This window comes from Pseudonocardia tropica (assembly GCF_040105315.1).
Lineage (GTDB): Bacteria > Actinomycetota > Actinomycetes > Mycobacteriales > Pseudonocardiaceae > Pseudonocardia > Pseudonocardia alni.
Genome location: NZ_JBEDNP010000011.1, coordinates 158857 through 180436, shown reverse-complemented (window position 1 = coordinate 180436; position 21580 = coordinate 158857). Strand labels below are relative to the sequence as shown.

Here is a 21580-nt window from a genome sequence, read left to right as displayed (position 1 = left end):
ATGCACGTGAGCAGGGTGGATCTGAACCAGCGGGAGCGAGCGGTGCTCCTCACGCTGCTCGCAGAGGGGCGGGAGCTGACCAACGCCCAGCTTCAGGAAGCCGGTGGTGTGAGGCTCGACGGTGAACCTCGTCGTCGCCTCAACGAGCACGGTCTCGTCGACTCGAGAAAGGTCGGCCGCGGGTTCGTCCACGAGATCAGCGACGCCGGCACCGCGTGGTGCACGGAGGAACTCGGCGCCTCGCGTCCCGATCGTGCGGGATACCTCGGGGGCGCGCTCTACGCGATCCTGCACGGTCTCGAGCGGACGGGCATCCCGCTGTCGGAGCTGTTCCCGTACCGGCCCGATCCGGAGGTGCGGATCCGTGACGCCGTGGCCCGGCTGACCGAACCCGGCGGCTGGGTCGGCTTGTCCCGGCTGCGCAAGGAGATCTCCGACCTGGCCCGGGGCGACATCGACGCCGCGCTCGCCGCTCTGGCCGTCGCCCCCGGGGTCCACCTGCAGTCGGAACCCAACACGAAGGCCCTGACCGAGTCGGACCACGAGGCCGCCGTCGTCGTCGCAGGGGAGTCCCGCCACATGATCATGATTGAGAACGGATGATCGACGAGGACCTTGCCGCTCTCGAGGCAGTGCAGTTCAGCTCCGCCATGACGGCGGAGGACATCTGGAGTCCCGTCGAGCAACACGTCGAGGGCCTGCACGCATCCGCGGCTCGCGCGCTGTGGGCCGCGGTCCCCAAGAGCACCACTCGACGCGCCAGCCCAGTGGGCGTCGTCCTCCAGGGCGAACGCGGTGTTGGGAAGACCCACCTCCTGCGTTGGCTGCGTCAGCGGGTCCAGGAGATCGACGGCTACTTCTTCCTGCTCCGTCTGATGGAGGGGGACGACTTCTGGCGCAACGCGGTCCACGGCATCCTGGACGGGTTCCAAGCGGGATCGGTGGACCAGCTCTCACCGCTCCTACGGCGGCTCGCGACATCGTGCGGACTACAGCCCGTCGAGGTATCCCGGATCGCGGGAACGATTCCCGTGGCGCGTACAGATCTCGACTTCCTGATCGCCGGTCTGCGCCGGCTCGACGCCCAGGTCTGGAACGACTGCCAGGACACGTTGCGTGCACTCGTCCTCTTCCGCGCCGACCGACCCGAGGTGCACGAGGTCGGCAACGGTTACCTGAGCAACGACGGCGACGTCGAGGACGCCGCACGTGAGGAGTGGGGCTTCCGGCCCGCTCCGCCGAGATCACGGAGGCTGGTCCTGCGCGACCTGTCCCGGTTGCTCGCTCTGACCGGCCCGTCGGTGTTCGCCGTCGACCAGATCGATCCGCTGATCAGCCACTCGGCGTCCACCGCGTTCGACGGTGCGCAGGCCCCGCAGACCACGGCTGCGCAGACGGTGAGCAACGTTGCGGACGGTCTGATGGAGCTGCGCGAACTCACCCGGTGCACCCTGACGGTCGTCGCCTGCCTGCCGACCTCCTGGACGCTGCTCACCGCCGGTGCGGTCGAGTCGGCCAAGGATCGCTTCCGGGTCCTGACCCTGCAGGGCGTCATGCCCGATGCCGAGGTGGCCCGTGCGATCGTCGCCGAGCATCTCGGAGGACTCTACGCCGAGGCCGGCCACGTTCCGCCGTACCCGACCTGGCCGGTGCGTCCCGAGGCGTTCGAGGGCATCGGTGCCTACACGCCGCGGCGACTGCTGCGGACGGTGGAGGAACACGTGCGGGCCTGCCTCGAGGCCGGCCGCGTCAGCGAGCTGTCCGACCTGCAAGGCGTCTCCCGCACCGCGTTGCCCGCGGTCGCCGCCGATCCCGAACGTCTGAACGGACTCGACGCGGATTTCGAGCAGCTGCGGGAGGATGCCGATCTGTCGGCGCCGTTCGACCCCGAGCAGGAGGACGAGCTGATGCCGCGCCTGCTCGCGGCCGGGCTCCAGGCCTACGTCATCGAGATGGGTGACGGCGGCAACGCCTTCAGCGTCGACCCGGTCCGTGCCCGCCGTCCTCCGGTGCACGCCCGGCTTCGGCACACCCTCAACGACAGCACCGAGAACGAGGTGCACTACACGTTCCGAGCCATCGCGCACTCCAACGCGCGTGCCGTGCAGAGCCGGCTGACGGCAGCCCGTACGGAGGCCGGAATCGCAGCCGGCGCGCAGCGACGGGCGCTGGTGCTGCTCCGGAACCGCGACTGGCCGCGCGGTCGGATCACCGCGGAGACCGTCGAGCAGTTGGAGGCCCAGGGCGGTGTCGCGGTCCCGCTCGGCGAGGCCGACATCCGGACCCTCACCGCGCTCGAGGTGATGCGCCGTCGTGCCGCGCCCGGGTGGCGGGACTGGCTGCTGACCCGGCGACCGGCGGGGTCCGTCGAGCTCTTCCGCCGATTCCTGCCCGGGCCCGGTGCTTCCGCCGTGGGGCCCGGCGAGGTGCAGGAGGCATCGGTCGGGTCTGACGCAGTCCCCGCCCCACACACCCCGGAACCCGAGGGCGACGAGGCCGACCCGCGGCCACGTGTGCTCATCGGGACCGCCCCGGACGGGCAGCCGGTGGAGGTCCTCGTCGAGGCCCTGCGTAAGCACACCGCTGTCTTCGCGGGTTCAGGATCCGGCAAGACCGTGCTGCTACGGCGCCTGGTCGAGGAGTGCGCGCTGCACGGCGTCTCGGCGATCGTCCTGGACATCAACAACGACCTGTGTCGGCTGGGCGACCCGTGGCCCCAGCCGCCGGTTCACTGGCTGCCCGGCGACCATGAACGGTCGGAGCGATACCTGAACGGGACCGAGGTCGTCGTCTGGACTCCGGGGCGGAGCCGCGGACGCCCGCTCACGCTTCGTCCGCTTCCCGACTTCGCGGCGGTGACCGACGACGAGGACGAGTTCCGTATGGCCGTCGACTCGGCTGTGGCCAGTCTCGAACCGAACACCGGACTGAGCGGTCGCAAGCTCGTACAGGGCAAAGCCGTTCTGCGCGAGGTGTTGACCTACTACGTGAACCAGGGAGGGTCCTCTCTCGGCGGGCTCGTCGAGCTGTTGGAGGAGCTGCCGGAGGACCTGACCACATTGCGCACGGGCGTCAAGCTGGCCGAGGAGATGTCGCAGGCCCTGCGTGCAGCCCGGATCAACGACCCGTTGCTCCGCGACATCGGCGAGCCGCTGGATCCCGGTGTCCTGCTGACCCCGTCGCCAGGGCGCCGGGCTCGGATCTCGGTGCTCAGCTTCGTCGGTCTGCCGGTGCAGGAGCAGCGCCAGGCGTTCGTCAACCAGCTACAGATGGCCCTGTTCTCCTGGATCAAAGCGAACCCGGCGGGAGAGCGTCCCCTCGGCGGATTGCTCGTCATGGACGAGGCCCAGAACTACGCCTCCTCAGGTGCTCACACGGCCTGCACCGCGAGCACCATCGCTCTCGCCTCCCAGGCCCGCAAGTACGGCCTGGGGCTCGTCTTCGCGACTCAGGCACCCAAGGGCCTGCACAATCAGGTCTCGGGCAATGCGGCCACCCAGTTCTACGGCTTTCTCAACGCTGCCGCGCAGATCTCCGCCGCCAAGAGCCTGGCCCGCGACAAGGGAGGCGCGGTCGACGAGATCTCGCGGCTGGGTACCGGGCAGTTCTACCTCGCCACCGAGGGGCGGCCCTTCGACCTGATGCGATCACCGCAGTGTCTGAGCCATCACCCTCCCAGCCCGCCAGAGGAGGACGAGGTCGTGCGCCGGGCCGCCGAGGGACGGTCGGACCGAGAGGACTAGCTGTCATCAGCGTGTGACCTGGCATCAACGGTCGGGAAACGCGGCTGTTCTACCGTCGGGTACATGCCGGTGCCGTCGCCGTCCCACCACGTGCGGGCGTCCGACGCGCGCCGGGTACGGGACCTGCTGCGCATCGCGGTCGCCGGGCGCGCGCGGACCGGGGACCTGCTCCCCGGCGAGGACGCGCTGATGGTCGGCCACGGCGTGTCGCGCAGCGCCGTGCGCGCCGCGCTGGGGCTGCTCCGCGAGGAGGGGCTGCTGCGGCCCGGGCCGACCGCGCACCGGATCGTCGCCCGCCCGCACTACCCCGGCCGGACCGCCGTCACGGGCACGGGCACCCGGGTCCCGCGCTGGCTCGAACGCACCGGGATCGCCGCGCCCGACGTGCTCGCCGACTGGCTCGGTGTCCCCGTCGGCACGCCGTGCCTGCGCACGGAGTGCGTCTCGGCGACGGCCGGTGGCGGCGCGGTGCTGGAGACCCACTACCTGGCGACCGAGGCCGCGGCGCTGCTGCTCGCGGTGCCCGGGACCGGCCCGTTCGACCGGCAGCTCGCCGACGCCGGGCTGCGTCCCGCGCGGGCCGGGACCCGGTCCGGCCCGGTGCCCGCCGACCCCGACTCGGCGGCGCTGCTCGGCGTCGCCGCCGGTGCCCCGCTGCTGGGGGCCGAACGCACCCTGACCGGCGACGACGGCCGGGTCCTCGCCGTCAGCGTGCTGCGCGCCGACCCGGCAGGCACGGTCCCGGTCGCCCGTGACGGCGACGCGGCCGCTCAGCCCGACAGCAGCGCCCGCACCGCCTCCAGCGAGTCGGCCTCGGCCGGGGTCTTGTCCGGGCGGTAGCGCAGCACCCGGGCGAAGCGCAGCGCGACCCCGCCCGGGTAGCGGGTGCTGCGTTGCGCGCCGTCGAGCGCGATCTCGACGACGAGCTCGGGCCGCAGGTGCACCACGCCCGGCTCGCGCGCCGTCTCGTACTCCGGGAAGGTCGCGGTCTGCCAGGCCAGCAGCTCGTCGGTCATCCCCTTGAACGTCTTGCCGACCATCACCGGCTCCCCGCCGTCCGGGTCGCGGGCGCCGAGGTGGATGTTCGACAGCGACCCGGTCCGCCGCCCGTAGCCCCACTCGGCGCCCAGCACCACCAGGTCCAGGGTGTGCACCGGCTTCACCTTCTGCCAGGCCCTGCCGCGGCGCCCGGCCGCGTACGGCGCGGCCAGGTCCTTCACGACGACGCCCTCGTGCCCCGCCGACAGTGCCTCGGAGAGGACCGCGGCCGCCTGTTCCGGCGACGGCCGCCGCACCCCCGGCATCCGCAGCGCGGCGTGGGTGTCCGCGGCGAGCAGCCCGGCGAGCGCGTCGAGCCGGACCTCGGCGGGCTCGTCGACCAGGTCCCGGCCGTCGAGGTGGAGCAGGTCGAAGAAGAACGGCGACAGCAGGACGTCCGGTACCCGCTCCTCGGTGCCGAACCGGCTCATCGTGTCCTGGAACGGGCGGGGGCGGCCGTCGTCGTCGAGGGCGAGGGTCTCGCCGTCGAGCACCGCGGTGTCGCACGGCAGCCCGCGCACCAGCTCCACCAGCTCGGGCACCCCGTCGGTGATCTCGCGCAGCGTGCGCGTCCACACCCGCACCTCGTCACCGCGGCGGTGCACCTGGATGCGGGCGCCGTCGAGCTTGTGCTCGACGGTGACGTCGGTGCCGAGCCCGGCCAGCGCGGCGTCGAGCGAGTCGCCGGGGGAGGCGAGCATCGGCCGGACCGGCCTGCCCACCTCCAGCCCGACCGCGGCGAGCGCGTCCTGTCCGCCGGTCAGCGCGGTGGCCGCGGTCTCCGGCAGCCGGCCGGACAGCATGAACGCGCGGCGCACCGCGGGCGCGGGTGCCTCGGAGGCGGACGCGACGGCGTCCACCATCAGCCCCTCCAGGGCGCCCTGGCGCAGCTCGCCGGTGAGCAGGCGGTGCAGGAAGCGCTGCTCGTCGGTGGTCGCGGTGCCGTACAGCTCGGTGAGCAGCTCGCGGCGCCGGGCCGCCGAGCCCGCCCCCGCGGTGCCGGCCAGCTCGTCGAGCAGTGCGTCGACCCGCTCCACCGTCAGCGACGGCTCCGCCGCGGCCGGCACGTCGACGCCCGACAGGGTCCGCCAGCCGGTCCCGATCCGGCCCTGCCGGGGCACCCCGGACAGCCAGGCGACGACCGGCACGACCTCGGCCGGCGCAGCGGTGCGCAGCAGCCCGGCGAGCGCGGCGGTCTTCTCCTTGCGCGCACGGGTCGCCCCGACCGCGGCCGAGGTGGTGACGACGTCGGTGAACAGCACCGGGCCAGTGAAGCAGCGACCCCCGACATCGCGCGCGTCGTCGGATCAGGCGGTGCGCGCGGCCTGCGGTGACGGGACGGGGCGTGGGCCGGACGCGGCGCGCGGCAGGATCGCGCGGCGCCACAGCTCGGCGACCGGGACGACCCCGCGGCAGGTGCCGTCCGGTGCGACGACGACCAGGTCGTCGTAGCCGCGGGCCGGGTCGCCGGACAGACCGATCTCCATCGCGCGGTGCAGCGGGGTCCGCTCGTCGACGGTCCGCGGCGGGTCCGCCAGCTCCGCCGCCGGCTTCTCGGCCCACAGCGCGTGGCCGAACCTGCCGGCCAGCTGGAGCAGGACGCGGCTGCGGTCCAGGTAGCCGACCGGCCGGTGCGCCCGGTCCACCAGGACGATCCCGGCCGAGTCGGGGCGGGCGCGCAGCGCCTCGCGGGCGGTGTCGCCGACGGCGTCGTCGGGCAGGGTCACGGCCGGCACGGCGAGCCCGCGCACCGGGGGACCGGCCGGCCGGGGCGCCGCGGGGCGCTCGGGGGCGGGCGTCGCGGACCCGGTCGTGAACGGCTGCGGCGCCGCGCTCAGCAGGCCGAGCAGCTCCGCGCGGGTGGCGGGGTCGGCCTCGGGGACGGCGCGCGTCCCGCCCAGCAGCGGGCCCTGGGCGAAGGCGACGCCGATCGTGAACAGCGCGGCCAGCCTGCCCGCGTCGTGGACACCCGTCGCGGCGACCGGCGCCCCGGCCGTGCGGGACACCTCGATCACCGCGCGGACGGCGGCACCGGTGCCCGCGTCGAGCACCCCGCCGCAGAGGTCGGGCTCCAGCTTCACCACGTCCGGCCGGACGGCGGCCACCACCTCGGGACCGAACGCGCGCCCGGCCCCGTCGAGCCCGATCCGGAAGCCCCACCGCCGCAGCTCGGCCAGCGCCGGGACGAGGTGCTCGGCCGGCGCGGCGGCGGCGATCGGCGGACCCACCTCCAGCAGCGGGGTGACCGGGTCGGCGGCGTCGCCGAGCATGCCGCGCAGCCGGCCGCGTGCGTGCAGGACGGTGTCCGCGGCGACGTCGACCTGGATCGGGACCGACCCGCCGTACGCGCGGGCCGACGCGACCGCGGAGACCGCGGTCCCGGCGTCGAGCTCGGCGATCCGGCGGGCGTCCCAGCCGCGGTCGCGGGCCACCACGGCCACGGCGTCGTGCTGCCGGCGCGGCACGACCTCGACCCCGGCGACGCGGCCGGTGCGCAGATCGTGCACGGGCACGTACGCGAAGCGCTGGTCGGGCATGGGTGAGTCCGTTCGGGTGACAGTGATCGACTGACGCACACACGGTGTCACGTCGATGTGGACCGAACGGGGACGCGGAGGTGAACAGCGGATGGACTGACCCGGTGCGCCCGGCCGGTGACCGGGCGCAGCCGGGGTCAGGAGCGCTTCTCGCCGCGGGTCATCGCCAGCACGTCCAGGGCGCGGTCCAGCTCGGCCTCGGTGAGCGTCCCGTTCGCCACGTGCCCGCGCTCGATCACGACCTCGCGGATCGTCCGGCGCTCCTTCAGCGCCTGCTTCGCGACGGCCGCCGCCTCCTCGTAGCCGATCTTCGAGTTGAGCGGGGTGACGATCGACGGCGAGGACTCGGCGTACTCGCGGGTGCGCTCGAGGTCGGCCTCCATCCCGTCGACGACCTTGTCGGCGAGCAGCCGCGCCGCGTTCGTGATCAGGCGGGCGGACTCCAGCACGTTGCGCGCCATCACCGGCATCATCACGTTCAGCTCCAGGTTGCCCTGGCTGCCGGAGAAGCCGACGCACGCGTCGTTGCCCATGACCTGCGCGCAGACCATCATCGTGGCCTCGCAGATCACCGGGTTGACCTTCCCCGGCATGATCGAGCTGCCCGGCTGCAGGTCCGGCAGGTGGATCTCGGCCAGCCCGGTGCGCGGTCCGGACGACAGCCAGCGCAGGTCGTTGGCGATCTTGTAGAGCGACACCGCGACGGTGCGCAGCGCGCCGGAGGCCTCGACCAGGCCGTCGCGGGAGCCCTGGGCCTCGATGTGGTCGGTGGCCTCGGCGAGCTGCTCCAGGCCGGTCGCCCCGCGCAGCTTCGCGACGACGGCGGCGCCGAACCCGTCCGGAGCGTTCAGCCCGGTGCCGACCGCGGTCCCGCCGATCGGCAGGACGGCGAGGCGGGGGAGCGCGTCGCGGACGCGGTCGGCGCCGTAGCCGGTCTGGCTGGCCCAGCCGCCCGCCTCCTGGCCGAGGGTGATCGGGACGGCGTCCATGAGGTGGGTGCGGCCGGCCTTCACGACCTCCGACCAGTCCGCCGCGCGGCGGCGCAGCGCGGCCTCGAGGTGCTGCAGTGCCGGGACGACCTCGGTAGCCAGCGCCTCGGTGGCGGCGAGGTGGATGGTCGTCGGGAAGACGTCGTTCGACGACTGCGAGGCGTTGACGTGGTCGTTCGGGTGGACGTCGGTCCCGGCCCGGGCGGCCAGCGAGGCGATGACCTCGTTGGCGTTCATGTTCGACGACGTGCCCGAGCCCGTCTGGAAGACGTCGACCGGGAAGTGGTCGTCGTGCCCGCCCGCGGCCACCTCGTCGGCGGCCGCGGCGATCGCGCGGGCCCGGTCGTCGTCCAGTACGCCCAGCTCGCCGTTCACCCGGGCCGCGGCCGCCTTGACCAGGCCGAGCGCGCGGATCTGGGCGCGCTCCAGGCCGCGGCCGGAGATCGGGAAGTTCTCCACCGCGCGCTGGGTCTGGGCCCGCCACAGCGCGTCGGCGGGGACCCGGACCTCGCCCATGGTGTCGTGCTCGATGCGGAAGTCCTCGCTCATGGGCGAAGGTCTACTCCACCACGACCCGTCCCGCAGTGTTAAGTGAGCCTAACCTCACGGCAGCGGCGGGGCCTCGCCCTCGGCGCCGTCGAAGTCGACGGAGGAGAATTCGCGCAGTTTGGTGAGACGGTGGTAGCCGTCGATCAGCCGGACGGTGCCGGACTTGGACCGCATCACGATCGACTGGGTGGTCGCGCCGCCACCCCGGTAGTGGACGCCGCGCAGCAGCGGGCCGTCGGTGATGCCGGTGGCGCAGAAGAAGACGTTCTCGCCGCGCACGAGCTCGGCGGTGGTCAGGACCGTGTCGAGGTCGTGGCCCGCGGCGAGCGCCTTCTCGCGCTCGGCGTCGTCCTTGGGCCACAGCCGGCCCTGGATCTCGCCGCCCATGCACTTCAGCGCGGCCGCGGTGATGATCCCCTCCGGGGTGCCGCCGACGCCGTAGAGCATGTCCACGCCCGAGGTCGGGCGCGCGGCGGCGATGGCACCGGCGACGTCGCCGTCGGAGATGAAGGCGATGCGGGCACCGGCCTCGCGGATCTCGGTGACGATCTGCTCGTGGCGGGGGCGGTCGAGCACACAGACGGTGACGTCGGCGACGTCGATCTCCTTGGCCCGCGCGACCCGGCGGATGTTCTCCGCGACCGGTGCGGTGATGTCGATGACGTCCGCGGCCTCCGGCCCGACCGCGATCTTCTCCATGTAGAAGACGGCGGACGGGTCGAACATGGCGTCCCGCTCGGCGACGGCGAGCACGGCCAGCGCGTTCGGCATGCCCTTGGCCATCAGCGTGGTGCCGTCGATGGGGTCGACGGCGACGTCGCAGAACGGGCCCTCGCCGTTGCCGACCTCCTCGCCGTTGAACAGCATGGGGGCCTCGTCCTTCTCGCCCTCGCCGATGACGACGACGCCGCGCATCGACACCGAGGAGATGAGCTGGCGCATGGCGTCGACGGCGGCACCGTCACCGCCGTTCTTGTCGCCCTTGCCGACCCAGCGTCCCGCGGCCATCGCGGCGGCCTCGGTGACCCGGACCAGCTCCATCGCCAGGTTGCGGTCGGGCGCCTCACGACGGCGGGGGCTGGCGGGGCTGGCGGGCTGGCTCACGGATACGTCTCCATTCGCGGGCGGCGTGCTCGTCGGCGACGTCCCCTCGTCCGGGTTCCCACGGGCGTACGGGGAGGCGCCCGGCGATCCTCGCACGTGGGACGCCGGGGGAGCAGTGATGAGCGACCGACGCCATGCCTGGGACGATGGACGCGTGAGCGCACGACCTGACCCGGGAACGCCGTCGCCGGACTCCTCGGAGCCCGCCGGGCCCCCGGCTGTCCCGGACCCGGCCGAGACCTCCGGTACCGCCGGGGCCGCCGACCGGGACGCGTCCCCCGGTGGGGCGGCCTCCGCCGGTCGGGCGGCGGCCGACGACCCGGTCCCGGGCCCGGTTCCGGCGTCGGACCCGGTGTCGGCCCCGGCCCCGGGCGCTCACCCCGACGCGGGCCCGGACCCGGCCGAGACCCCGGCCGTCGCCGCGGCTCCCGCGGGTGCGGCCCGGTCCGGGAGGCCGCAGCCGCCGCCGGTGACCCGCCGGATCCCCGAGGCGGGCCCGCAGGCGATGCACAAGCCCGCCCGCGGCGACGCGTCCGTGCGCGACCTGATCTGGGCCTGCCTGATCCTCGTCCCGGTCGCACTGCTGATCTTCTCGGTCGGCGGGTCCTGCTCGTTCTCGCCCGGCACCCCGGCCGAGGACGCCGCGTCGGCCCCCACCGTCGACGCCCCGGCCCGGATCGCCGAGTACGCCCGCGGCTCGACCTTCCCGCTGCGGCTGCCGGACGTCCCGTTCCGGGTCAACTCCACCGACCGCGGCCCGGTGGAGGGCGGTGGCACCGCCGTGCGCATCGGCTTCGTCACCCCCGACGCGGATTTCCTGAGCCTGGTCCAGACCGACGGCTCGGTCGAGGGGGTCCTCGCCACCGAGTCCGGCTCCGCGGGCCGCGGCGACGGCCCGCCGACGATGCGCGGCACGGTGCGGGCGGGCGGCCTGACCTGGGAGGTCTACGGTGCCGAGGGGGGCGAACCCTTCCGGATCGCGACGCTGCCCGGCCGGCCTGAGGTCCGCGTCCTGGTGACGGGCTCCGCGTCGGACGAGCAGTTCACCACCCTGGCCACCGCCCTGACGACCGCCCGCGTCTACCCGCCCGGCTCCTGAGGACCGGTCCCACAGGGGTTCCGGCGTCCCGCACGGGCTCCGATCCCGTGTGGGACGCCGGAACCCGTGTGGGACGTGGTCGTCCACATCGCGGGGAGTTGTCCACAGGGGCCCGTGTGGGGCCGGCGGACGGGGTGTGGCGGGGCAGGGTCGGGGGCATGGACCTCCTGCCCGGTACGACGCCCGTGCGGCGCTCGGAGCTGATCGCCGCGGGGATGAGCGAGGCCGAGATCCGGCAGGCCCTGGGCGCGGGGGCGATCGTGCGGGTCTGCCGCGGGATGTACCGCGGTGCCGTACCGCCCGGGGCGGTGACGGGACCCGGCGGGCGCTGGGAGGAGCTCGTCGCCGCGCACGAGCGCGCCGTGCGCGGTGTGCTGCGTCGGCTCGACTCGCCCGCCGTCGTCAGCCACGTCTCCGCCGCGGTCGTGCACGGCGCCGAGACCTGGGACGTGCCGCTGGACCGCGTGCACGTCACGCGGTCGGTGCCGACCGGCGCCCGCCGGGGGCACGATCTCGTCCTCCATGCGCTGCCTCTCGACCCCGCGGAGACGATCCGGGTGCGCGGGCTCCCGGTCACCAGCCCCGCCCGCACCGTCGTCGACGTCGCCAGGACGGTGCCGTTCGGGCAGGCGGTCGTCGTCGCGGACGCTCTCGCCCGGCGACACGGGCTCGGGACCGCGGAGCTCCTGGGCGCGGCCCGCCCGGACCGTCGTCGACGGGGGACGGCGGCCGCGGTGCGCGTCGCCCGGTTCGCCGACGGGCGCGCCGCGAGCCCCGGCGAGTCACGCAGCCGGGTCCTGTTCCACACCGCCGGGATCCCCGCCCCCGACCTGCAGCGCGAGGTGCGTGACGGCTCCGGCCGGTGGCTCGCGACGGTCGACTTCTGGTGGGACGGCCGTCCACCCGTCGTCGGGGAGTTCGACGGAGAGATCAAGTACGGGCGTCTGCTCCCACCGGGGAGGACAGCGGGCCAGGTGATCACCGAGGAGAAGGTCCGCGAGGACCGGCTCCGCGACCTGGGACTGCACGTCGTCCGGTGGACCTGGCGTGACCTGACCGACCCCGCCGCCCTCCTGACCCGCCTCCGGACCAGGCTGCCGACCCGATGACCTCCCACACCGGATCCGGCGTCCCACACCGGATCGGGACCCGTGTGGGACGCCGGATCCCGTGCGGGAGGCTCAGGCGTCGTCGTCGGACTCGGCGTCGGCCAGCTTCTCCTCGATGCGGGTGCGGGCGCCGGCGAGCTGGGCGTCGCAGCGCTTGGCCAGGGCCTCGCCGCGCTCCCACAGCGCGACGGACTCGTCCAGACCGAGGCCGCCGACCTCCAGCGCGCGCACGACCTCCACGAGCTCGTCGCGGGCCTTCTCGTAGCCCAGGGTCTCCACTGCCGGTCGGTCGCTCATCAGGTCTCCGGGTCGGGGGTGGTGGTCACGGTGGCGGCGACGGCGCCGTCGGCGACCCGGATCCGCAGGCCGGTGCCGGCGGGCGCGTCGGCGACCGACCGCAGCAGCGGGGGCACGTCGTCGCCGGTGCGGTCGGCGAGCTGCACGATCGCGTAGCCGCGGGCCAGGGTCGCGGTCGGGCCGAGCGCGGCGAGCCGGGCACCCAGGTGCTCCAGCTCCGACGACGACCGGTCCAGCCGGCGCAGCACCGCGCGGTGGGCGGCGGCGCGTGCGTCGGCGATCTCGCTCTCCCGGGAGGTGACCATACGCAGCGGGTCGGCCAGCACCGGCCGTCGTCGCAGGTCGTCGAGGCGGTGCTGCTCGCGGTCGACCCAGCCGTGCAGCGCGCGGCGGGCCCGGTCGCGCAGCCCGGAGATCCGCGCGGTCTCCTCCGCGAGGTCGGGCACCAGGCTGCGTCCGGCCTCGGTGGGGGTGGAGCAGCGCAGGTCGGCGACGTGGTCGACCAGCGGGGTGTCCGGCTCGTGCCCGATGGCCGACACGACCGGGGTCCGGCAGGCGGCGACGGCGCGGCACAGCGTCTCGTCGGAGAAGGGCAGCAGGTCCTCGACGCTGCCGCCACCGCGGGCGAGGACGATGACCTCGACGTCCGGGTCCCGGTCGAGGGCCCGCAGCGCGCCCACGACCTGCTCGACGGCGAGCCCGCCCTGCACGGCGACGTTCTCGATCCGGAACCGCACCGCGGGCCAGCGCGAGGTCGCGCCCGAGACGACGTCGTGCTCGGCCGCCGAGTCGCGCCCGGTGACCAGACCGATGGTGTGCGGGAGCAGCGGCGGGCGCCGCTTGAGGGCCGGGTCGAACAGCCCCTCGGCGGCGAGCAGCCTGCGCAGCCGCTCGATGCGGGCCAGCAGCTCGCCGAGCCCGACCGCACGGATCCGGTCGACGCGCAGCGACAGCGTGCCGCGCCCCAGGTAGAACGACGGCTTGCCGTGCACGACCACCCGGCTGCCCTCGGTCACGGCGCCGCCGGCGTCGCGCACCAGCGACGACGGCGCCGTCAGCTGCAGGGAGACGTCGGCGGCCGGGTCACGCAGGGTCAGGAATGCGGTCCCGGAGCGGGCGTTGACCTGGGCGAGCTGGCCCTCGACCCATACCGCGCCGAGCCGGTCGACCCACTCGGCGATCTTGCGGGCGACCGTGCGGACCGGCCACGGGTCCTCCTCGGAGGTCGTGGCGCTCAACGGTTCTCGGACACCGTCGCGATCCGGTTCGTCAGCATCGTGACGTACGGCGGCCGGTTCTCGTGCGCGGTCTCCCAGGCGAGGAGGTCCGCGAGGTCGTCGAGGCTCAGGGTGCGGAGCTTGCCGCGCAGCTGGGGGACGGTCATCGTCGGGTACTCGGGCAGCACGGCGGGCGCGGTCGCACCCGCCTCGACCCGGTTCGACGCCGACGCCGGGCGGGGCGACGCGGGAGTCCGGTCGATCGGGATGCCGGTGCGGGCGGGCCGCAGTGACGACACGGTGCCGTTGCGCCCGGCCGGGGGAGCGGCGGGCGGCAGCGGCGGGGCGATCGGCTCCGGGTCGGGCAGCGAGAGGTCGGCGCCGTCGGCCAGGTCGTCGTCGAAGGTCGCCCAGCTGGGGATGTCGTCGGCGGGGCGCAGGGTGCCCAGCGCGCGGTCGCCCTTGATCGCCAGCTCGGTGATCCGCTGCTGGAGTCGCATGGACACCTGCAGCGCCTGGCTGACCGCGGTCACCGGCAGCTCGACGGCGTGCCGCGGCAGTTCTCGGACCTGCTCGACGGCGGTCACGACGAGGCCGGCGGCGATCCGCACGGGGAACGGCAGCGGAGACATGCACGCCATTGTCGCCTGATCCGCGGCCGCCTGTCGCGCCGGGCGCGCCGGGACCCGGTCGGGCCGGTCACGTACGGCTGCCCGCTCCCGGACCGGTCCGTACCCTGGGGGCCATGTCCGGTTCTGCCAAGCAGGTCCTGCTCGCCAAGCCCCGCGGCTACTGCGCGGGCGTCGACCGTGCCGTCGAGGCGGTGGAGCAGGCGCTCGACCAGTACGGCGCCCCCGTGTACGTCCGCAAGGAGATCGTGCACAACAAGCACGTGGTGGAGACGCTGCGCGAGCGCGGCGCGATCTTCGTCGACGAGGCGTCGGAGGTCCCGGAGGGCGCGCACGTCGTGTTCTCCGCGCACGGCGTCTCGCCCGCGGTCCGCGACGAGGCCACGGGCCGGAACCTGCAGACCATCGACGCGACCTGCCCGCTGGTGACGAAGGTCCACCAGGAGGCGAAGCGGTTCGCCCGCGAGGACTACGACATCCTGCTCGTCGGGCACGCCGGGCACGAGGAGGTCGAGGGGACCTCCGGCGAGGCGCCCGAGCACATCCAGCTCGTCGAGTCCGCCGCCGACGTCGACTCCGTGACCGTCCGCGACCCGGAGCGGGTCGTGTGGCTGTCGCAGACCACGCTGAGCGTCGACGAGACGATGGACACCGTCCGTGCGCTGCGCGAGCGGTTCCCGAAGCTGCAGAACCCGCCGTCGGACGACATCTGCTACGCCACGCAGAACCGCCAGGTCGCGGTGAAGACGATGGCGCCGCGCTGCGACCTCGTGCTGGTCGTCGGGTCGCGGAACTCGTCGAACTCGGTGCGCCTGGTCGAGGTCGCACTGGGCGCCGGGGCCGGTGCCTCGTACCTGATCGACTACGCCCGCGAGATCGACGAATCCTGGCTCGACGGCGTCACGACGGTCGGTATCACCAGCGGCGCGTCGGTCCCGGAGATCCTGGTGCAGGGTGTCGTCGAGTACCTCGCCGAGCGCGGCTTCGGCTCGGTCGAGGAGGTCGACACCGCCGAGGAGACGCTGACCTTCTCGCTGCCCCGCGAGCTGCGCCCGCCGCGCGGCCGCTCGCTGGGCCTGACCCCGGTGAACTGACCCGCGCCTGCACACGACGGAGGCCCCGGACCGACTCGGTCCGGGGCCTCCGTCGTGTACGGGGCGGGGCGGTCAGCCCGCAGCCCGGTCCGCCTGGACCTGCTTCGCCGACACGACCTGCACCTGGTCGCCGATCTGCAGGGTGTCGAACCAGAGCTTCGCGTTCTCCGGGGTGAGCCGGACGCAGCCCGCCGACGGGGTGTCGGTGCGACCCTCGTGGAAGGCGATGCCGCCGTCCTGGAAGAACACCGCCCACGGCATCGGGGCGGGCTCGCCGTTGGTCATCGTGTACTCGCCGCTGCGGTGCAGCTGCTCCTTGCGGTAGACCCGCAGGGAGTGGCCGACCGGGGTCTCCTTCCCCGGGCCGCCGATGGCGACCGGGACGGGCCCGTGGGTGATCTTCCCGTCGGTGATCAGCCAGGAGCGCTGGGTGTCGAGGTCGACGCAGGCGCGGGCCGTGACGGTGCACGGGGTGCCCTCGACGAGCGGCTGGTCCCGGAAGGCCTGCGCGGCCGGGGTCCCGGCGATCGCGGTGCCGACGCCGATCAGCGCGACGGCCGCGGTGACCAGCGCGACGACGATCGCGGGTCGCGTCCTGCGGGGGCTGCGGGTGGTCGGCATGGCTCTCCAGTGGTTCCGGCGTGCGTCGGGGAGCGGCGGGGTCGCGCCGTGCCCCCGGATGGAAAGACGCTCGGGAGGGCAGTGGGTTGCTCCCATTGTCGGATCCGTCGTCACCCGGGCGGTCTGCGGGGTACGTTCCGGCCGCCCACCTGGGCGGATGCGTCCGGACGACCGTGACCGCGCCGGAACGGCCGTCAGCGGGTGTCGCGGCGTGTCCGGCCGGTGGCGCCGCGTGTCGACCCACGGGAGGGCTCGGAGCGGGACGGGTCGGTGCGGGAGGACTCGGTGCGGGACGATCCGGAGCGGGCGGACCCGGTGGACCGCGCGGCGGACCCGGTGGAGCGGGCCGCCGAGCCGGTGCGGGAGACCCCGCTGCTCGTGGCGCCCGTACGGCCGGTGGACCCGGTGCGACCGGCGCTGCCGGTGCGGACCGAGCCGGTGCGCGCGGCACCGGTCGTCGAGCCGGTACGGGCGGTGCCGGTCGTGCGGGACCGGGCCGCGGTCGTCGTCGCGGTGCCCGCGCCGCGCGGTGCCCGGGTCCGTCCGCCGGGACCGTCGGGGTCGTACCCGCCCGGGTCGCGGCCCAGGCGCTGCCGCAGCCGGCCGACGGCGTCGTCCGGGCCGAGGCGCTGGCGCAGCACGCGCAGACCGGCGACGAGCAGCACGACCAGCGTGGTCATCGCCATCGCCGGGAACGCGTTGATCAGCGGGGCGCCCGCCATGAGCAGGCCCTGCGCCGTGCCGCCGCCGGACGGGGCGCCGATCAGCACCGCGACCAGCGGCACGACGACGGCGAGCAGCAGCGGCGGCTGCACGGCCGGCAGGAACAGCCCACGCCGGCGGACCCAGGACACCGCGAGCACGCAGCCGAGCAGGTAGCAGACCTCGAACACCCGGCCGACGGTGCCGATCCGCAGCAGGTCCGCCAGGACCCCGAGTGCGGTGGTGCCGACGGCCAGACCGGTGGCCGCGAGGGGCGGGACACCGAGGACCGGGGGGAGCAGGGACCGCTCACGCACCGGCCAGCCACCGCGCGCGGGGGCGGGCCTCCGGCCGGGCCGGCGGGCCGAGCTGGATCGGGCCGTGGTCACCCGGTCAGCCTAACCCCTCCCGCCACGGTGTCCCGGCCGCCTCGTCGCGTGCGGTCTCGCCGTCGCCGAACGTGCTCGGATGTGCGCCGTCGGGTCGGCCACCGCCGGATCGGGTGCCGTCCGACCGGTGGTGGTCGGCCCGCCCGAGGTCCTCCAGGGACACCAGCGAGTCGCCGGCGGAGGCGACCAGCTCGGGCGCGGAGACGCCGCGCGGGGTCCGGTCCACCGTCGCGGGCGTCCCCAGCTCGGTGTCGGACACCTGCAGCTCGGTGAACTTCCGGGCGCTCACCAGTACCCGCGCCTCCAGCGAGGAGACGGTCCGGTTGTAGCTGTCCACCACCGCGTCCAGGCTGCGGCCGAGCTTCGCGACGTGCGTGCCCATCGTCGCGAGGCGCCCGTGCAGCTCGCGCCCGAGCCGGTGCACCTGGGCGGCGTTGCGGGCCAGGGCCTCCTGCTTCCAGCCGTAGGCGACGGTGCGCAGCAGCGCGACGAGGGTGGTCGGCGTCGAGAGCACGACGTTGCGGCCGAAGGCGTACTCCAGCAGTCCCGGGTCCGAGCGCAGCGCCGCCTCCAGGAACGGGTCGCCCGGCACGAACAGCACCACGAACTCCGGTGTCGGCTCGAACGACTCCCAGTAGGCCTTGGCCGAGAGCTGGTCCACGTGCGTGCGCAGCTGCCGGGCGTGCGCCGCGAGCCGTTCGGTGTGCACGTCCGGGTCCGAGGCCTCGACCGCCTGCAGGTAGGCCGCGAACGGCACCTTCGCGTCGACGACGACCTGCTTGCCGCCCGCGAGCCGGACCAGCATGTCCGGGCGGACCCCGCCGTCCTCCCCGGCGGCGGACACCTGCGTGGAGAAGTCGCAGTGCTCGAGCATCCCGGCCATCTCGGCGACCCGCTGCAGCTGCATCTCGCCCCACCGGCCCCGCACCTGCGGCGCCCGCAGCGCGTTGACCAGCGCCTTCGTCTCGGTGCCGAGCTTGTCCGAGCTCGCCGCCATCGCCCTGACCTGCTCGCGGAGCCCGGCGTAGGCGGACTCGCGCTCCTTCTCCACCGTCCGCAGCTGTCCCTCGACCCGGCCCAGCGCCGCCGAGACCGGGTCCAGCAGCTGCTCGACGGCCTTCGCGCGGGCGGCCTGGTCGCCGTCGGCCTTCGCCGCGAGCGCGGCGGTCGCCTCCTTGAGCCTGCTCTCCGCCAGCGCCACGAACGCCTCGTTGTTGCGGGCCAGCGCGTCCTGCGACAGCGCGGCGAAGGAGTCCTTCAGCTCGGCCTCGCGGCGCACCGTCGCGGCCTCGGCACCGGCCCGGGCCTCCCGCTCGGCGCGCAGCGCGGCGGTGGCTCCCGCGGCGTCGGACTCGGCCCGCCGGGCGCGGATCGTCGCGTCGTCGAGGGACTCGTGCAGCTCCTCGATCCGTTCGAGCAGCGCGGCGCGCTCGGCGCGCAGGCCCGCCGTGTCGGCCCGGGTGGTGGCGGCGGTGTTCGCGGCGGCCCGGGCCGCCTCGGCCGCCTCGGCCCGGAACCGGGCGGCGGCCACCGACCGGACCACGGCGGCGGCGACCGCCGCACCGAGCAGCGATCCGAGGAGCAGGCTGAGGACGTCCACCCCCGCAGCGTGCACCGCACCCCTGACAGTTCCGCGTCGCCGCAGCTCAGCGGCGTGTCCGGAGCCGGGTGTCTCGCACGGGCACGCACGGGGGACGGCCGGCGGCCTGCCGGGTTGCCCCGGAGAGGCGGATGCCACGCCGGGCGAACCGGTTCGCGATGCACACGTCTTTTCCGGTGTCGGACCTTCGGGGGGCCGACGGTCCGGGCCGGGGGGCCCGGGCGCACCGCGAGAGTGAGAGAGGTACCTGTGATGACCACCCGACTCGCCCGCACCATCGGCCGTACGACCGCCACGACCACCGCCGCCCTGGCGGTCGCCGCCGCGGCCGTGCTCGTCCCAGCCGGGGTCGCCTCGGCCGCACCCGCGACGCCGGCGGGGGACCCGGCGCCCAGCGCCTGCCGCCCGGCGAACCAGCAGGCGACCATCCACCCGGCCCCGGGCAGCGCCGGGCACCGCCACTACACGGTCGTGCTCAGCGCAGCCCCGGGCACGTCGCCGTGCCTGCTGTCCGGATCGCCGTCGGACCTGGTGTTCAGCCTGAACGGCTCGCCGCGCGCCTCCGAGGTCGCGGTGCCCTACGGCGACCAGACCCGCGCCGTCGAGTTCGGGCCGGGCGAGCCCGTGCAGTTCGACGTGCAGGTCCGCGACTCCGCCGGGCCCGCCCCGGCGAACGAGCTGGAGTTCTCGCTGCACGGTCCCGGCGGTGACGTTCCGGGCGGCTTCCTGGCGCGGGGACCGATCGGCGTCGACGCCGGCATCCAGGTCGGCCCGGTCACCGAGCGCTGACCCGGGGCGCCGCCCCGGACCACCGATCACGCGGCGGCCGCGGTGCGCGATCCGCGGCCGCCGCGGCGGTCTCAGACCGCCTCGTGCGCCAGCAGCCACCGCTTCACGGCCAGGCCGTAGCGGAAACCGCCCAGGCTCCCGTCGCTGCGCAGCACCCGGTGGCACGGGACGAACAGCGCCGCCGCGTTGGACGCGCAGGCGCCCGCCGCGGCCCGCACCGCCGCGGGGCGGCCGGTCTTCTCGGCGTAGCCGGTGTAGGTGACCGGCGCCCCCGCGGGGACGGTCCGCAGGACGTCCCACGCCAGCTCCCGGTAGGGGCCGGACCGCTGGCGGACGGGCACGTCGTCGATCACCGACAGGTCGCCGCCGTGGTAGCGGTCGACCGCCTCGCCGACCGCGCCGAGGTCGCCCTCGACCACGGTCGCCGGGGCCAGCGAGCGGTGCACCAGGGCGAGCAGCTCGTCGACCGAGGCGGTCCAGCCGGAGGCGAGGACGTGGCCGTCGTCGTCGACGACGGCCGTGAACGGTCCGGCCGGGGTGTCCCGTGTGGACCACGTTGCCGTGCTCATGCGTTCCTCCGCGGAGTGGTGGTGGCGGCGGACGTCGCGGCCCGCCAGAGATGGGTGGCGGCGTAGGACCGCCAGGGGGCCCAGGCGTGGGCGCGCGCGGTGAGCGCCGCCTCGTCGCCGGGCAGTCCGAGCGCCTCGGCCCCGCGGCGCACCGCGAGGTCGGAGGCGAGCAGCTCGTCGGGGTCGCCCAGGACGCGCATGGCCAGGTAGCCGGCGCTCCACGGACCGATCCCGGGCAGCGCGCACAGCTCGGCGCGCAGCCCGTCCGGGTCACGCCCGGGGTCGAGGGCGAGGGTGCCGTCGGCGAGCGCGGCACACAGTCCCCGCAGCGACGACGCCCGTCGCGCCGGCCCCGCGATGTCGGCGTCGGCGAGGGTCCCCGGCCCCGGGAACACCAGGTGCGGCCCGTCGTCGTCGCGCAGCTCGGCGGGCAGCGGCGTCCCGTGCACGGCCGCGAGACGGGCCGCGGCGGTGCGGGCGGCGGCCACCGACACCTGCTGGCCCAGCACCGTGCGCACCGCCGTCTCGGCCGGGTCGACGGTGCCCGCCAGCCGGATCCCGGGCGTCGCGGCGACCAGCGGGGCGAGTGCGTCGTCGGCGCCCAGCACGGCGTCGACGGCGAGCGGGTCGGCGTCGAGGTCGAGCAGCCGGCGCAGCCGGGACACCGCCGGACCGACGTCCCGCGGGTCGGACGTCCGCAGCGTCGCCACCACGGCCCCGGCCCGCGCGGTCAGGTCCAGCGCGACGACGGCCGGTCCGTGCGGCAGCCGCAGCGTGCGCCGGTAGGTGCCGCCGGTGACGGCCTCGACGCCGTCGACGGCGCGGGCCGCGAGGTGGTCGAGCAGGCCGTGCGGGTCGAACGGGGACCGGTAGGGCAGCCGCAGGACCAGCGCCCCCGGCGGGCCGGGCTCACGGGTCCGAGACCGGCGGGCGGCCTCGGCGCGCAGCTGCGAGGGCGGGACGCCGTAGACGGCGCGGACGGTGTCGTTGAACTGGCGGACGCTGCCGAACCCGGCGGCGAACGCGACGTCGGCCAGTCCGAGCGGGGTGGTCTCGACCAGGATGCGGGCGGTGTGCGCGCGCTGCGCGCGGGCCAGGGCCAGCGGCCCGGCGCCCACCTCGGAGGTGAGGATCCGGCCGAGCTGGCGGGGCGAGTAGCCCAGCCGCGACGCGAGCCCGGGCACCCCGTCGCGCTCGACGACGCCGTCGGCGATCAGGCGCATGGCCCGCCCGGCGGCGTCGGCGCGCAGGTTCCACTCCGGCGAGCCGGGGACGGCGTCGGGCAGGCACCGCCGGCAGGCCCGGTAGCCCGCGGTCTGCGCGGCGGCCGCGGTCCGCAGGAACTCGACGTTGCGCGAGCGCGGAGGCGGTACCGGGCACGACGGGCGGCAGTAGATGCCGGTGGTGCGCACGGCCGTGACGAACTGGCCGTCGAACCGCGCGTCCTTGGCGGCGACGGCGCGGTAACAGGAGTCGTGGTCGAGCAGCACGGCACCGACGATGCC

Annotated in this window: 19 protein-coding genes; 7 read left to right on the top strand and 12 right to left on the bottom strand. The window is 75.1% G+C overall.

The genetic code is table 11. From position 1 onward, the window contains the following. The first annotated feature begins 6 nt into the window (after positions 1-6). The 3 genes from WHI96_RS19345 to WHI96_RS19335 all read left to right on the top strand — a co-directional run bounded on the left by WHI96_RS19345 (position 7) and on the right by WHI96_RS19335 (position 4583). Positions 7-603, top strand: a complete 597-nt coding sequence (locus WHI96_RS19345; RefSeq protein ID WP_345640738.1) for a hypothetical protein — start codon at positions 7-9, stop codon at positions 601-603. Then, a complete protein-coding gene (locus WHI96_RS19340) occupies positions 600-3743 on the top strand; it encodes a helicase HerA domain-containing protein (protein WP_345640741.1) in 3144 nt (1047 codons plus the stop codon). The genes WHI96_RS19345 and WHI96_RS19340 overlap by 4 nt, the downstream gene beginning before the upstream one ends. Before the next feature lie 63 nt (positions 3744-3806). Further along, entirely contained in the window at positions 3807-4583 is a 777-nt protein-coding gene (locus tag WHI96_RS19335) for a UTRA domain-containing protein (RefSeq protein WP_345640744.1), read from the top strand. On the opposite strand, the gene WHI96_RS19330 is transcribed toward WHI96_RS19335, so the two are convergent. The 4 genes from WHI96_RS19330 to glpX all read right to left on the bottom strand — a co-directional run bounded on the left by WHI96_RS19330 (position 4514) and on the right by glpX (position 9897). Further along, positions 4514-6043, bottom strand: coding sequence for an ATP-dependent DNA ligase (locus WHI96_RS19330; RefSeq protein WP_345640746.1), 1530 nt, complete (start codon positions 6041-6043; stop codon positions 4514-4516). The genes WHI96_RS19335 and WHI96_RS19330 overlap by 70 nt on opposite strands. Before the next feature lie 45 nt (positions 6044-6088). Further along, positions 6089-7318 carry an EAL domain-containing protein gene (locus WHI96_RS19325; RefSeq protein WP_345640748.1) on the bottom strand — a complete coding sequence of 410 codons (1230 nt, stop codon included), beginning with the start codon at positions 7316-7318 and terminating at the stop codon, positions 6089-6091. Between the two features lie 137 nt (positions 7319-7455). Beyond that, positions 7456-8856, bottom strand: coding sequence for a class II fumarate hydratase (locus WHI96_RS19320; protein ID WP_345640751.1), 1401 nt, complete (start codon positions 8854-8856; stop codon positions 7456-7458). Positions 8857-8910: 54 nt separating this feature from the next. Beyond that, positions 8911-9897: a class II fructose-bisphosphatase gene (gene glpX / locus WHI96_RS19315; RefSeq protein WP_345641002.1), complete on the bottom strand. Its 987-nt coding sequence runs from the start codon at positions 9895-9897 to the stop codon at positions 8911-8913. Between the two features lie 217 nt (positions 9898-10114). On the opposite strand from glpX, the gene WHI96_RS19310 reads away from it, so the two are divergent. Both WHI96_RS19310 and WHI96_RS19305 read left to right on the top strand, forming a co-directional pair. After that, positions 10115-11059: a DUF4245 family protein gene (locus tag WHI96_RS19310; protein WP_345640754.1), complete on the top strand. Its 945-nt coding sequence runs from the start codon at positions 10115-10117 to the stop codon at positions 11057-11059. 158 nt (positions 11060-11217) lie between these two features. Beyond that, positions 11218-12168 carry a type IV toxin-antitoxin system AbiEi family antitoxin domain-containing protein gene (locus WHI96_RS19305; RefSeq protein WP_345640756.1) on the top strand — a complete coding sequence of 317 codons (951 nt, stop codon included), beginning with the start codon at positions 11218-11220 and terminating at the stop codon, positions 12166-12168. Positions 12169-12240: 72 nt separating this feature from the next. Here WHI96_RS19305 and WHI96_RS19300 read toward each other — a convergent pair whose 3' ends face one another. From WHI96_RS19300 to WHI96_RS19290, 3 genes are read right to left on the bottom strand one after another with little or no spacing between them, the layout of a single operon-like run. Continuing rightward, positions 12241-12465, bottom strand: a complete 225-nt coding sequence (locus WHI96_RS19300) for an exodeoxyribonuclease VII small subunit (RefSeq protein ID WP_345640759.1) — start codon at positions 12463-12465, stop codon at positions 12241-12243. Then, a complete protein-coding gene (gene xseA / locus WHI96_RS19295) occupies positions 12465-13703 on the bottom strand; it encodes an exodeoxyribonuclease VII large subunit (protein WP_345640761.1) in 1239 nt (412 codons plus the stop codon). The genes WHI96_RS19300 and xseA overlap by 1 nt, the downstream gene beginning before the upstream one ends. After that, positions 13700-14314, bottom strand: coding sequence for a lipid droplet-associated protein (locus WHI96_RS19290; RefSeq protein WP_345640763.1), 615 nt, complete (start codon positions 14312-14314; stop codon positions 13700-13702). The genes xseA and WHI96_RS19290 overlap by 4 nt, the downstream gene beginning before the upstream one ends. Before the next feature lie 113 nt (positions 14315-14427). Here WHI96_RS19290 and WHI96_RS19285 point away from each other — a divergent pair, with 113 nt between their 5' ends. Then, positions 14428-15405 (top strand): 4-hydroxy-3-methylbut-2-enyl diphosphate reductase, encoded by a 978-nt coding sequence (locus WHI96_RS19285; RefSeq protein WP_345640770.1) that lies wholly within the window; start codon positions 14428-14430, stop codon positions 15403-15405. 72 nt (positions 15406-15477) lie between these two features. Here the strand turns inward: WHI96_RS19285 and WHI96_RS19280 are convergent, their stop codons facing one another. From WHI96_RS19280 to WHI96_RS19270, 3 genes are all read right to left on the bottom strand, one after another. Further along, the gene (locus WHI96_RS19280) at positions 15478-16026 is read right to left on the bottom strand and encodes a L,D-transpeptidase (protein ID WP_345640773.1); all 549 of its coding nucleotides are present in this window, start codon (positions 16024-16026) and stop codon (positions 15478-15480) included. 194 nt (positions 16027-16220) lie between these two features. After that, the gene (locus tag WHI96_RS19275; protein ID WP_345640776.1) at positions 16221-17045 is read right to left on the bottom strand and encodes a DUF6542 domain-containing protein; all 825 of its coding nucleotides are present in this window, start codon (positions 17043-17045) and stop codon (positions 16221-16223) included. A 76-nt stretch (positions 17046-17121) separates the two neighbouring features. Beyond that, positions 17122-18717, bottom strand: a complete 1596-nt coding sequence (locus WHI96_RS19270; protein ID WP_345640779.1) for a DNA recombination protein RmuC — start codon at positions 18715-18717, stop codon at positions 17122-17124. Positions 18718-18969: 252 nt separating this feature from the next. Between WHI96_RS19270 and WHI96_RS19265 the strand changes: the two genes are divergently transcribed. Further along, on the top strand, positions 18970-19506 hold the full coding sequence (locus WHI96_RS19265) for a hypothetical protein (protein WP_345640783.1): 537 nt from the start codon (positions 18970-18972) through the stop codon (positions 19504-19506). Between the two features lie 71 nt (positions 19507-19577). On the opposite strand, the gene WHI96_RS19260 is transcribed toward WHI96_RS19265, so the two are convergent. After that, entirely contained in the window at positions 19578-20075 is a 498-nt protein-coding gene (locus WHI96_RS19260; RefSeq protein WP_345640785.1) for a methylated-DNA--[protein]-cysteine S-methyltransferase, read from the bottom strand. Then, positions 20072-21565: a DNA-3-methyladenine glycosylase 2 family protein gene (locus WHI96_RS19255; protein ID WP_345640787.1), complete on the bottom strand. Its 1494-nt coding sequence runs from the start codon at positions 21563-21565 to the stop codon at positions 20072-20074. The genes WHI96_RS19260 and WHI96_RS19255 overlap by 4 nt, the downstream gene beginning before the upstream one ends. Positions 21566-21580: the final 15 nt, after the last annotated feature.